10 protein-coding genes are annotated in these 11,929 nt (G+C 59.7%); 5 read left to right on the top strand and 5 right to left on the bottom strand.

The window, feature by feature from the left end:
• Positions 1–46: 46 nt before the first annotated feature.
• Both FQ182_RS09040 and miaE read right to left on the bottom strand, forming a co-directional pair.
• Complete coding sequence (locus tag FQ182_RS09040) at positions 47–649, bottom strand: tRNA-(ms[2]io[6]A)-hydroxylase (RefSeq protein WP_149414663.1); 603 nt, start codon at positions 647–649, stop codon at positions 47–49.
• Positions 639–800: a tRNA isopentenyl-2-thiomethyl-A-37 hydroxylase MiaE gene (miaE, locus tag FQ182_RS09035; protein ID WP_371923861.1), complete on the bottom strand. Its 162-nt coding sequence runs from the start codon at positions 798–800 to the stop codon at positions 639–641. Before miaE ends, FQ182_RS09040 begins: the two co-directional genes overlap by 11 nt.
• 209 nt (positions 801–1,009) lie before the next feature.
• Here miaE and FQ182_RS09030 point away from each other — a divergent pair, with 209 nt between their 5' ends.
• On the top strand, positions 1,010–1,873 hold the full coding sequence (locus tag FQ182_RS09030) for a universal stress protein (RefSeq protein WP_149414662.1): 864 nt from the start codon (positions 1,010–1,012) through the stop codon (positions 1,871–1,873).
• A 3-nt stretch (positions 1,874–1,876) separates the two neighbouring features.
• Here the strand turns inward: FQ182_RS09030 and FQ182_RS09025 are convergent, their stop codons facing one another.
• A complete protein-coding gene (locus FQ182_RS09025) occupies positions 1,877–2,347 on the bottom strand; it encodes a DUF1289 domain-containing protein (RefSeq protein ID WP_149493980.1) in 471 nt (156 codons plus the stop codon).
• Positions 2,348–2,751: 404 nt separating this feature from the next.
• Here FQ182_RS09025 and acnB point away from each other — a divergent pair, with 404 nt between their 5' ends.
• Positions 2,752–5,352 carry a bifunctional aconitate hydratase 2/2-methylisocitrate dehydratase gene (acnB, locus tag FQ182_RS09020; RefSeq protein WP_178114420.1) on the top strand — a complete coding sequence of 867 codons (2,601 nt, stop codon included), beginning with the start codon at positions 2,752–2,754 and terminating at the stop codon, positions 5,350–5,352.
• 65 nt (positions 5,353–5,417) lie between these two features.
• On the opposite strand, the gene FQ182_RS09015 is transcribed toward acnB, so the two are convergent.
• Both FQ182_RS09015 and FQ182_RS09010 read right to left on the bottom strand, forming a co-directional pair.
• On the bottom strand, positions 5,418–7,070 hold the full coding sequence (locus FQ182_RS09015; RefSeq protein ID WP_149412599.1) for a SulP family inorganic anion transporter: 1,653 nt from the start codon (positions 7,068–7,070) through the stop codon (positions 5,418–5,420).
• 168 nt (positions 7,071–7,238) lie between these two features.
• Positions 7,239–8,516: an HAAAP family serine/threonine permease gene (locus FQ182_RS09010; protein WP_149412600.1), complete on the bottom strand. Its 1,278-nt coding sequence runs from the start codon at positions 8,514–8,516 to the stop codon at positions 7,239–7,241.
• 424 nt (positions 8,517–8,940) lie between these two features.
• Between FQ182_RS09010 and FQ182_RS09005 the strand changes: the two genes are divergently transcribed.
• The 3 genes from FQ182_RS09005 (at position 8,941) to FQ182_RS08995 (ending at position 11,904) form a co-directional block, all read left to right on the top strand.
• Positions 8,941–9,891: a 2-hydroxyacid dehydrogenase gene (locus FQ182_RS09005; RefSeq protein WP_149412601.1), complete on the top strand. Its 951-nt coding sequence runs from the start codon at positions 8,941–8,943 to the stop codon at positions 9,889–9,891.
• Positions 9,892–10,036: 145 nt separating this feature from the next.
• Positions 10,037–11,104 (top strand): phosphotransferase family protein, encoded by a 1,068-nt coding sequence (locus FQ182_RS09000; protein ID WP_149412602.1) that lies wholly within the window; start codon positions 10,037–10,039, stop codon positions 11,102–11,104.
• A 32-nt stretch (positions 11,105–11,136) separates the two neighbouring features.
• Complete coding sequence (locus FQ182_RS08995; protein ID WP_149412603.1) at positions 11,137–11,904, top strand: SDR family oxidoreductase; 768 nt, start codon at positions 11,137–11,139, stop codon at positions 11,902–11,904.
• The last annotated feature ends 25 nt before the right edge of the window (positions 11,905–11,929 follow it).

Raw genomic sequence — 11,929 nt, 5'->3', positions numbered from 1 at the left:
CGTTAGCAACTGTTTCAGAGGACGAGCCAGTGCCCGAACCACGGCACTAGATGGTAGGAACCCCGCTATGGAAGCGAAACTCAGTATCCGCAGATTGGATCAAGTTTTGCTCTACATCTCTAACCTTCTCGATGACTCTGTCTACATCGGCAGCGTCACCGTACTGGTATGCAAGCTTCAGATAGCCCTGAAAATGCCGTGCCTCGCTTTTCAGCAACCCGTAATAGAACCGCCCCAACTCTTCGTCCAAATGCGGCACGAGCGCTTCAAACCGCTCACAGCTACGCGCCTCGATGATCGCACCCACCACTAGCGTATCGACCAGCTTCACCGGCTCATGGCTTCTTACCACCGAACGTAGTCCAGATGCATAACGACTAGCCGACAACGGTCGCCATTCGACCTTACGCTTCTTCATCAATCGCAAAACCTGCTCATGATGCACAAGCTCTTCACGGGCGAGCCGGGACATCATGATGACCAAATCAGAATACGCACCGTACTTGGCAATCATGCTAAGCGCAGTGCTAGCGGCTTTGAATTCACAGTTCTTGTGATCAATCAGCATCACGTCTTGCTTGCGCAGAGCCGCCTGAACCCAGGCATCAGGGGTCCGGCATCCTAGGAATTCATGGACTTCAGGCAGCATCGAGATTTCTCACATTTCGTAGTTGTATTGCCGCCTTTTTCTCGCAATTCTTGTGGTCGATCAGCAGGGTTTCCTGATCTGCCAGCGCGGCCTGGACCCAGCCGTCTGGCGTGCGGCAGCCGAGAAACTCATGAATTTGCGGCAGGTTCATCGGGTCACTTCCGGCACAATGGCAAGGGTCAGGAACATTTGGCTCACGGGTAAGGATTCACAGCAAAGGGCGCCGATTATACCGACCGCGCCGCAGACCACCAGTCACGGGGCTTGATGTACATCAACATGACGTCTGGCGGGCAGCAACTATAGTTGTTGCAAGCCTCGGCCCTTACTCACTGCTTCCCTTCCCTGGAGATCCCGATCATGCAAGCCATTCGCAGCATTTTGGTGGTTATCGAGCCCGAGCATTCGGAAAGTCTGGCACTCAAGCGCGCCAAGCTGATCGCCGGGGTGACCGACGCGCACCTGCATTTGCTGGTGTGCGACAAGAAACATGAGCATTCTGCGCTGTTGAGCCTGCTCAAGTCTGGCCTTCAGGAGGATGGCTACAGCGTCACCACCGAACAGGCGTGGAATGAAAGCCTGCACGAAACCATCATCAATGTGCAGCAGGCCGAAGGTTGTGGCCTGGTGATCAAGCAGCATTTCTCCGACAGCCCGCTGAAAAAAGCCTTGCTGACCCCGGCGGACTGGAAGCTGCTGCGCTACTGCCCAGCCCCGGTATTACTGGTCAAGCACAACCGGCCATGGACCGGCGGGGTTATTCTGGCCGCGATTGACGTCGGCAACATCGACGGCGAGCACAAGACCCTGCACGCCGCCATCATCGATCACGGCTTCGATATCGCCAGCCTGGCCAAGGCCCAACTGCATGTGATCAGCGCCCATCCGTCGCCCATGCTGTCGGCGGCCGACCCGGTGTTCCAGCTCAAGGAAACCATCGAGGCTCGCTATCGCGAGCAGTGCAAGGCGTTTCAGGCGGAATTCGATATTGATAACCACCGCCTGCACATCGAAGAAGGCCCGGCCGATGTGCTGATCCCTCATATGGCCCACAAACTGCTGGCGGCGGTGACGATCATTGGCACCGTGGCTCGCACCGGGATTTCCGGGGCGCTGATCGGCAATACGGCGGAAGTGGTGCTGGATGCGCTGGAAAGTGATGTGCTGGTGCTCAAGCCGGTGGACATCATGGATCATCTGGAAGAAGTTATTTGCCAGCATTGATGCTCAGGCGCCAAAGGCATCCTTCAAGAACCCCGGCGCGATATAGCGCTGGTAGTGGGCTTCGGAGAGGATGAAGAACTCCCGATCAATGGCATCGCGCAGCTGTGGCAGGTTCCACTCACGAAACTCCGGCAGCAGCACCATGCCATAGGCCTCCAGATGGGTGATCACCCGTGCGCCACGGGCGATCAACTGGTAGGCCCAGCAATATTCGGACTGATGGGGCACAAAGCGGATTTTTCGCTGTTCCAGCTGCCAGCGCAGCTTTTTCGGGTCGAACACCTCAAGTTTTCCCGCCATCACCTGCACCAGCAGTTGCTCAAGCCTGAGCCACACTGCGCGCTTTTCTTCCTCGTTGTAACCGTTCCACTGGATCACTTCGTGGTGAAAGCGCTTGCAGCCCCGGCACACGAGATCGCCGTAAACCGTGGAGCACAGGCCTACGCAGGGGGTCTTGATGGTTTGGTTGGACATGGGCAGCAACACGCAAATCAGCGAAACAGTGGGACATATTAGCCCTTTGTCTAACCTTCATCACCCTGCAAACTTGCCGTGGCAACTTACCTTTAGAAATTTTTTGCCGTAGAATTAGCCAGCCTTTTAAGGCACCAATAGTCCGTTGGAAGCTGTTTTCAAAGCGTCACGAGCACAGTCGTTCCTAAAGAACGGTGTTGGCGATTGTTATTTACCCGGTAAATAGCCGCCGCCAACCCTCATCAGCTCCGTTCTGCAGGCGTAAAACTTTGAAAGCAGCTTCTGTGAGGAATGCCGGCAGCGCTGGCTTTGCGGCCCAAAAGGCCTGCGAGCGCATGCGTGCCACGCATTTCTGGATGAGCGTCCCGGACACCCATTTGGGACCACTGATGAGGGTAATAACTGTGCTTGAAGCCTACCGCAAACATATCGAAGAGCGTGCAGCCCTGGGTATTGTTCCCCAGCCGCTTAACGCCGAACAAACTGCAGGCCTGGTTGAGCTGCTGAAAAATCCCCCGGCTGGCGAAGAAGCTTTCCTCGTTGACCTGATCACCAACCGCATTCCACCAGGCGTTGACGAAGCTGCCTACGTCAAGGCCGGTTTCCTGTCTGCCCTGGCCAAGGGCGAAGTCACTTCTCCCTTGATCGACAAAAAACGCGCTGTTGAACTGCTTGGCACCATGCAAGGCGGCTACAACATCGTGACCCTGGTCGATCTGCTGGACGACGCGACCCTGGCACCGGTGGCAGCAAAGCAACTCAAGCACACCCTGCTGATGTTCGATGCGTTCCACGACGTCGCCGAAAAAGCCAAGAACGGCAACCAGCACGCCAAAGACGTGATCCAGTCCTGGGCCGACGGCGAGTGGTTCCAAAACCGTGCGACCCTGGCCGACAAGATCAGCCTGCGGGTCTTCAAGGTCACCGGCGAAACCAACACCGATGACCTGTCCCCTGCCCCGGATGCCTGGTCACGCCCTGACATCCCGCTGCACGCCCTGGCCATGCTGAAAATGGCCCGTGAAGGCATCGTACCGGACGTGCAAGGCACCACCGGCCCGATGAAGCAGATCGAAGAAATGCGCGGCCAAGGCTTCCCGATCGCCTACGTCGGTGACGTGGTCGGTACCGGTTCGTCCCGCAAATCGGCGACCAACTCGGTACTGTGGTTCTTCGGCGACGACGTTCCTTACGTGCCGAACAAGCGCGCAGGCGGCTTCTGCTTCGGCAGCAAGATCGCTCCAATCTTCTACAACACCATGGAAGATGCCGGCGCACTGCCAATCGAATTCGACGTCACCAACATGAACATGGGCGACGTGATCGACCTGTACCCGCATGCTGGCAAAGTCTGCAAACACGGCACCGATGAAGTCCTGACCACCTTCGAAATGAAGACTCCGGTACTGTTGGACGAAGTTCGTGCCGGCGGTCGTATCCCGCTGATCATCGGCCGCGGCCTGACCGAGAAGGCGCGCACCGAGCTGGGCCTGCCACCTTCGACGCTGTTCAAACTGCCGGAAACTCCGGCTGAAAGCGACAAGGGCTACACCCTGGCGCAGAAAATGGTCGGCAAGGCTTGCGGCGTGGCTGGCGTTCGTCCAGGCACCTACTGCGAACCGAAGATGACCACCGTCGGCTCCCAGGACACCACCGGTCCAATGACCCGTGATGAACTCAAAGACCTGGCGTGCCTGGGCTTCTCCACCGATCTGGTAATGCAGTCGTTCTGCCACACCGCGGCGTATCCAAAGCCGATCGACGTGACCACCCACCACACCCTGCCTGACTTCATCATGACCCGTGGCGGCGTGTCCCTGCGTCCGGGCGACGGCATCATCCACAGCTGGCTGAACCGCATGCTGCTGCCGGACACCGTCGGCACCGGTGGTGACTCCCACACCCGTTTCCCGATGGGCATCTCGTTCCCGGCCGGTTCCGGCCTGGTAGCGTTCGCAGCAGCCACTGGTGTTATGCCACTGGACATGCCGGAATCGATCCTGGTGCGCTTCAAAGGCGAAATGCAACCGGGCATCACCCTGCGTGACCTGGTTCACTCCATTCCTTACTACGCGATCCAGGCTGGCCTGTTGACCGTAGAAAAGAAAGGCAAGAAAAACGCCTTCTCCGGCCGCATCCTGGAAATCGAAGGCCTGGACAACCTGAGCATCGAACAGGCTTTCGAGCTGTCCGACGCCTCGGCCGAACGTTCGGCTGCCGGTTGCACCATCAAGCTGTCGAAAGAGTCGATCACCGAATACCTGAACTCCAACATCACCCTGCTGCGCTGGATGATCGGCGAAGGCTACGGCGATGCGCGCACCCTGGAACGTCGCGCCCAAGCGATGGAAGCCTGGGTTGCCAACCCTGAGTTGATGGTTGCCGATGCCGACGCCGAATACGCCGAAATCATCGAAATCGACCTGGCCGACATCAAGGAGCCTGTGCTCTGCGCACCAAACGACCCGGATGACGCCCGTCTGCTGTCCAGCGTTGCTGGCGAGAAGATCGACGAAGTGTTCATCGGTTCGTGCATGACCAACATCGGTCACTTCCGCGCTGCCGGCAAACTGCTGGAAAAGGTCAAGGGTCAGCTGCCAACCCGTCTGTGGCTGTCGCCGCCGACCAAGATGGACGCTCACCAACTGACCGAAGAAGGCTACTACGGCATCTATGGCAAGGCTGGCGCGCGCATGGAAATGCCGGGCTGCTCGCTGTGCATGGGTAACCAGGCACGGGTTGAACCGAACGCCACCGTGGTGTCGACGTCGACCCGTAACTTCCCGAACCGTCTGGGTGACGGCGCGAACGTCTACCTGGCTTCGGCTGAGCTGGCGTCCGTTGCATCCATCCTGGGTCGCCTGCCGACCGTCGAGGAGTACATGGCCTATGCGAAGGAAATCAACACCATGGCCAGCGATGTCTATCGCTACCTGAGTTTTGACCAGATCGCTGAGTTCCGTGAAGCTGCAGCGAACGCCAATATCCCGGTCGTTCAAGCCTAAGGCTTACACGTTGTAGCTATACCCAGTAAAAAAAACGCCGCGTATCGCAAGATGCGCGGCGTTTTTTATGCCTGGGCGTTGGCGGCAAGGGCCTGCTGCACCGCCCCATCCACACTCAAGCCGCTGAGCAGCACCCCAGACGCCAGGGCTTCGGGCAGCCCCTGCAGCACCATGCGCGCATCATGCCGCACGCGAGCCAGTACCAGACGCCTGCCTTCCACCCGCACCCGAACAAAAAACGCCTCCAGCGCCTCGATACTGGTGCCATCCAGGTCCGGCGACTCTTCCAGGCTGAGCACCACCGTGTGTACCGGCAACGGCGCGTGACGCATCAAGCGCAACGCGGCACCGAGGATGCGTTCGGCATTGGCGAAAAACAGCGCTTCGCCGGGACGCACGATCAGCACGCCCGTTATCTCCTCGGCGTCTGGATGGTGCGCAAGGTCGACAAAATCGTGGCCGACGCCCATTCGCCCGAGCACCTGAACATCCGCCGACGACATCTGGCGCAACATCAGCACCACGCTGATCGCCACCGCCACCAGCAAACCGTCCAGCACCCCCAATACCAACACCGCCGACACGGCACAGATCACCAATACCCGGTCGCGGCGCCAGATGAAATAGCGGCCCAAGGGTTGCAGGCTCAGGCCACGAGCTAGGGCATGGATGACGATGGCCGCCAGCACCGGCTCCGGGGTCAACGCCACCAGCGGCAACACCGTCAGCACAATCAGCAACACCACCAACGCCGCGATCCCACCCGCCAGGCGTGAATATGCACCAGCAGCCTCGTTGGCCGACGTCGCGGAAAACCCCGCCCCCACCGGCATGCCGTGAAACAACCCGGACATCAGATTGGCGGCACCCAGCGCCAGCAAATCACGGTTGGATGACACTCGGTCGCCATGCTTGAGGGCGAACGAGCTGATCGAGCCATAAGACTCGGCATACAGGATCATCACCATGGCAAACGCCAACTCCCCCAGGCGCAGCCAGTCGGAGAACGGCAACACCGGCAGGTGGACGATTTCCAGGCGCAGGTCGATCACCCCGATCAGGGCTACGCCGTGGGCTTGCAAGTCGAGCCATTGCCCGGCGGCGATACCCAGCACCACCACCAGCAAGCCTCCCGGCAAACGGCGCAACCGTGCAAACACGCAGAGCAATGCCAGGGCGCTTGCCGCCACCACCGCTGCCAGCCAGTTCCAGTGGGGCAACTGTTCGAACAACTGTGGCAGGAAGCGAATCAGGTTGTTATCTGCCAGGTGTACGCCAACCACGCCGGCCAGTTGCTTAAGGATGATGGTCAACGCCAGGCCGAAGGCAAAGCCGCGCAACACCGGCTTGGCGATAAAGGAGGTCACGCCACCGAGCTTGAGCAGCCCAGCCAACAGGAAAAACAGCCCGGTGATCAGCACCAGGCCTACCGCCAACGTCAGGCGCAGTGCCGGGTCATCACCGGCCAGGCTTGCCGTGGCTGCCGCCAGCACCGCAGCCGAGGACGACGTAGCCGACACAATGGCAAAACGGCTGGTACCCAACAGTCCATAACACAGCAGCCCGGCGAACAAGGCGATGACCCCAGCCTGGGGCGGCAAGGCGGCAATACTCGAATAGGCCACGGCCTCAGGCAGCAGCAAGCCTGCGATTGATAGCCCGGCGAGCAGGTCTTGCAGGCGGTTGCGCAGCAAAGGTGCGGCGGCACGAGCCATCATCGTTGATCTCCAGATCAAATAGCCCGTCAAGATGGCCCCGGGCAAGCTTACTCCCACCTGCAAAAAGGGTGTTGATATCCATCAACCCGCGACAAGACTCGCGCTGCGCGCAAAAAAAAGCCGATTCGCGTCAAGCACGAATCGGCCATTGTCACTTCACGACGTGTATCAGGCGATAAACGAATAGACCAGCGCAGTGATCGCCACCAGGCCTACCGCCGTGACAAATACATTCGACGCCTGCCCACGGTACTTGGCCATGGCCGGCACCTTGTGAATGGCATACATCGGCATCAGGAACAGGATCGACGCAATGATCGGCCCGCCCAACGTCTCAATCATCCCCAGGATGCTCGGGTTCAGCGTGGCAACGATCCAGCACACCACCAGCATGAAGGCTGCGGTCATGCGGTCCAGCGCCTTGGGCGACGGACGACGGCCACTCTTGACGACCAGGCCCTTGAGGCCCTCGCTGGCGCCGATGTAGTGGCCCAGGAACGACTTGGTAATCGCCACGAACGCAATCAACGGTGCGGCGAAAGCGATGGTCGGGTTGCTGAAGTGGTTGGCCAGGTACGACAGGATCGACAGGTTCTGCGCCTTTGCCTCGGCCAGTTGCGCCGGGGTCAGGGTCAGTACGCAGCTGAACACGAAGAACAGCACCATCACCACCATCAGCAAATGGGCGCGGGAGAGGATCTGCGAGCTGCGCTCTTCGGCGTGGTCGCCGTAACGGCGCTTCTGGTCAACCGCGAAGGCCGAGATGATCGGCGAATGGTTGAACGAGAACACCATCACCGGAATCGCCAGCCACAGGGTGTGCAGCAACGCCGACGGCTCGGGCAGCGTGCTGGCGGTGCTGAGGATGCCGCCATTCCAGTGGGGAATCAGGAACACCGCGAGAAACAGCAAGGCTACGATGAATGGATAAACCATCAGGCTCATGGCCTTGACGATCACCTGCTCACCGCAGCGCACTACGGCCAGCAGGCCAAGGATCAGCACAAACGACAGAATCACCCGTGGTGGCGGCGTGATGTGCAATTGGTGTTCAAGGAAACTGCCGACGGTGTTGGTCAGGGCAACGCTGTAGATCAGCAGGATCGGAAAGATCGCCAAGAAATACAGCAAGGTGATCAACGCACCGGCCTTGATCCCGAAATGCTCTTCGACCACTTCGGTGATATCAGAACCCTCTCGGCCCGAGAGCACAAAGCGCGTCAGCCCTCGGTGGGCATAGAAGGTCATCGGGAAGGCCAGGACCGCCAGGATCAGCAGCGGCCAGAAGCCGCCGAGGCCGGCGTTGATAGGCAAAAACAAGGTACCGGCGCCGATGGCCGTGCCGAACAAGCCGAGCATCCAGGTGGTGTCCTGGCGGCCCCAGCTTGCGAGGGTTGCAGGTGTCGTTGCGTAGCGTTCGTCGACGCTATTGGCCTGATCATTCATCCGGTCGGATCTCCCCATTGACACAGTCGGGACGAGTCAGAAAAACCTGACAGGCAGCGCCCGACCATAATAGGGGCGCGATTGTCCGGGATTCTCCTGAATAAGCAAAGGCTTAGCTTAGGAGTCGTTGTGCGGCGCAGAGGGTTTGAGCAAGGTTTGTATAAGGCTACAGCCTTTATAAACCGGGCTGCTAGCCAGGTAAAAACGATTTGGTATAACAACCCTGGCTCTCAAAAAATCCGACTAACGCGTTGACACTCGCGAGTCGCTCCCAGCAATGGACGGGGCATTTGTGCGGCGAGTAAAAGCTGCTGACATTCAATTTTAAGGTGGCACTATTAACGGCCCCCTCCTGAAGCGAGGGGTCTGTCTTACAAAAAATCCCGCATAATCCGTCTCTCAAGCCCTCAGGAAGAGCCCTCACATGCCCATCACTGTTCTGGTCCTGGTTGAAACCATCAACGACTACCTGTCGATCATCGAAAGTAATGATCTCCATGTGATCCTCGCGCCCACACCTGCTGAACGCAGCCAGGCGATCAAGACCCATGGCGAGCAGATCCAGGCCGTCCTGACCCGTGGCCCGCTGGGTTTGTATGCCGAGGAAATCGCCGCCCTGCCGTTGCTGGAGATCATCTGTGTGATCGGCGCTGGCTACGAGCATGTGGACCTACAGGCCGCCAGCAATCGTGGGATCGTTGTGACCAACGGTGCCGGGGTGAACTCGCCATCGGTGGCGGACCATGCCATGGCACTGCTGCTGTCGCTGGTGCGCGATATTCCCCGGTCGGACGCGGCGGTGCGCCGCAGCGAATGGCCCAAGGTCATGCGCCCTTCCCTGGCTGGCAAACAACTTGGCATTCTTGGCCTGGGCGCGGTGGGCATGGCCATCGCCAAGCGCGCGGCCCTGGGCTTCGATATGGACATCAGCTACCACAGCCGCCAGCCCCGCACTGATGTGGACTACACCTACTGCTCGACTCCCGTGGAGCTAGCGCGCACCGTGGACTTCCTGATCATCGCCACCCCAGGTGGCGCAGGCACCCGCCATCTGGTCGACCGCCAGGTCCTGGATGCCCTTGGCCCCAACGGTTTTTTGGTAAACATTGCCCGCGGCAGTGTGATCGTTACTGCCGACCTGATCACCGCCCTTGAGCAACGCCGCATCGGTGGTGCTGCCTTGGATGTGTTCGACGACGAGCCCAACGTGCCCGACGCCCTCAAGCTGCTGAGCAACACGGTGCTGACGCCCCATGTGGCGGGCCTGTCGCCGGAAGCGGCCCACGACACCGTGCAGCGCGTGGCGGACAACCTGCTGGAATACTTCGCCGGCCGGCCGGTGCTGACCCCGGTAGCCTTGCCGCCGCGCAGTTGAAGCCATGGGCGCACGGCCTATCAGGAACACTGATCATCGGCCAACACGCTAACCTATTAAGCCGCCCCGGCCTTGTGGCTGAGCGGCTGCGCGCATTAGATTAGCCAATAGTCCAAGGCCTCAAGAATAAGCAGAAGGGATAAGCATGGCGCTCAATGACCAATCCACCCAGATTCGCCCAGGCGAAGAACTTGATGCCAGCCTGATCGATCCCTACTTAAAGGCCCATATTGCGGACTTAAGCGGCACACCGAAGATCAGCCAGTTCCCGGGGGGCGCTTCCAACCTGACCTACCTGCTGGAATACCCGAACCAGGAATTCGTCCTGCGCCGCCCGCCGTTTGGCCACAAGGCCAAGTCCGCCCATGACATGGGCCGCGAATTTCGCATTCTCAATCAACTCAAGGACGGCTTCCCGTACTGCCCCAAGGCCTACGTGCACTGCACCGATGAAGCAGTGATCGGCGCCGAGTTCTATGTGATGGAGCGGGTCAACGGCATCATCCTGCGTTCGGACCTGCCGCCGGAACTGGGCCTGGACGCGGCGGCTACCGGCGCCCTGTGCAAAAGCTTTATCGACAAGTTCGTCGAGCTGCATCAGGTGGATTACACCGCCTGCGGCCTGGCGGACCTGGGCAAGCCCGAAGGTTACGTCCAGCGGCAGATTCGCGGCTGGAGCGACCGCTACGAAAAAGCCCTGACCCCCGACGCCCCCAGCTGGGAAACCGTGCGCGCCTGGCTCAACGACAAGATGCCGGCCGACCACCCGACGTCGAGCATCGTCCACAACGACTACCGCTTCGACAACGTGATCCTCGACCCGCACAACCCGATGCAGATCATCGGCGTGCTGGACTGGGAGCTGACCACCCTCGGCGATCCGCTGATGGATTTGGGCAACACCCTCGCCTACTGGATCGAGGCCGCAGACCCTGCGCCCGTGCAATTGATGCGCCGCCAGCCAAGCAACGCCCCCGGCATGCTCACCCGCCGCCAGTTCGTCGACTACTACGCCGAACGTTCGGGAATCCAGATCGACAATTACGACTTCTACTACACCTATGGCCTGTTCCGCCTGGCCGGCATCGTGCAGCAGATCTACTACCGATTCTTCCATGGCCAGACCCAGGACAAACGCTTTGCGCAGTTCATTCACATGAACAAGCTGCTAGAGCAGATGAGCCTGAACGTCATCGGCAAATCCGCACTCTGATAGTCCGAGCTCTGACCCCACAAGGAACAACCATGTCCAAGACCCAATTGTTCGACCTCGACGGCAAGATCGCTTTCGTCTCCGGCGCCAGCCGAGGTATCGGTGAGGCCATCGCCAAGCTGCTGGCCCAGCAAGGCGCCCACGTCATTGTTTCCAGCCGCAAGCTCGAAGGCTGCCAGCACGTGGCCGACGCAATCATCGAAGCAGGCGGCAAGGCTACAGCCATTGCCTGCCATATTGGCGAGATGGAGCAGATCACCCAGGTCTTCGCCAACATTCGCGAGCAGTTCGGGCGCCTGGACATCCTGGTCAATAACGCGGCCACCAACCCGCAGTTCTGCAACGTGCTAGACACCGACCTGGGCGCGTTCCAGAAAACCGTCGACGTGAACATTCGTGGCTACTTTTTCATGTCGGTGGAAGCCGGCAAGCTGATGCGCGAGAACGGCGGCGGCAGCATCATCAACGTGGCGTCGATCAACGGTATTTCCCCAGGGAATTTCCAGGGCATCTACTCGGTGACCAAAGCCGCGGTGATCAACATGACCAAGGTCTTCGCCAAGGAGTGCGCGCAGTTCGGTATTCGCTGCAACGCCTTGTTGCCGGGGCTGACCGACACCAAGTTTGCCTCGGCACTGGTGCAAAACGATTCGATCCTGAAAGTGGCCCTGCAACAGATTCCGCTCAAGCGTGTCGCGGCGCCGAGCGAAATGGCCGGTGCGGTGTTGTACCTGGCCAGTGATGCGTCGAGCTACACCACCGGGGTATCGCTGAATGTGGATGGTGGTTTCCTGTCCTGACTCGGCGAGTGGCCCGCGCCTACAG

The sequence above is a fragment of the Pseudomonas sp. ANT_H4 genome (assembly GCF_008369295.1).
Classification (GTDB): Bacteria; Pseudomonadota; Gammaproteobacteria; order Pseudomonadales; family Pseudomonadaceae; genus Aquipseudomonas.
Note: the sequence above shows the minus strand (reverse complement) of the source record. Positions and strands in the feature narration are given on the sequence as shown.

Excerpts from the sequence above, each read along its gene's own strand:
- FQ182_RS09040 (WP_149414663.1), bottom strand. The coding sequence starts at position 649 with ATGCTGCCTGAAGTCCATGAATTCCTAGGATGCCGGACCCCTGATGCC.
- miaE (WP_371923861.1), bottom strand. The coding sequence starts at position 800 with ATGAACCTGCCGCAAATTCATGAGTTTCTCGGCTGCCGCACGCCAGAC.
- FQ182_RS09030 (WP_149414662.1), top strand. The coding sequence starts at position 1,010 with ATGCAAGCCATTCGCAGCATTTTGGTGGTTATCGAGCCCGAGCATTCG.
- FQ182_RS09025 (WP_149493980.1), bottom strand. The coding sequence starts at position 2,347 with ATGTCCAACCAAACCATCAAGACCCCCTGCGTAGGCCTGTGCTCCACG.
- FQ182_RS09015 (WP_149412599.1), bottom strand. The coding sequence starts at position 7,070 with ATGATGGCTCGTGCCGCCGCACCTTTGCTGCGCAACCGCCTGCAAGAC.
- FQ182_RS09010 (WP_149412600.1), bottom strand. The coding sequence starts at position 8,516 with ATGAATGATCAGGCCAATAGCGTCGACGAACGCTACGCAACGACACCT.
- FQ182_RS09005 (WP_149412601.1), top strand. The coding sequence starts at position 8,941 with ATGCCCATCACTGTTCTGGTCCTGGTTGAAACCATCAACGACTACCTG.
- FQ182_RS09000 (WP_149412602.1), top strand. The coding sequence starts at position 10,037 with ATGGCGCTCAATGACCAATCCACCCAGATTCGCCCAGGCGAAGAACTT.
- FQ182_RS08995 (WP_149412603.1), top strand. The coding sequence starts at position 11,137 with ATGTCCAAGACCCAATTGTTCGACCTCGACGGCAAGATCGCTTTCGTC.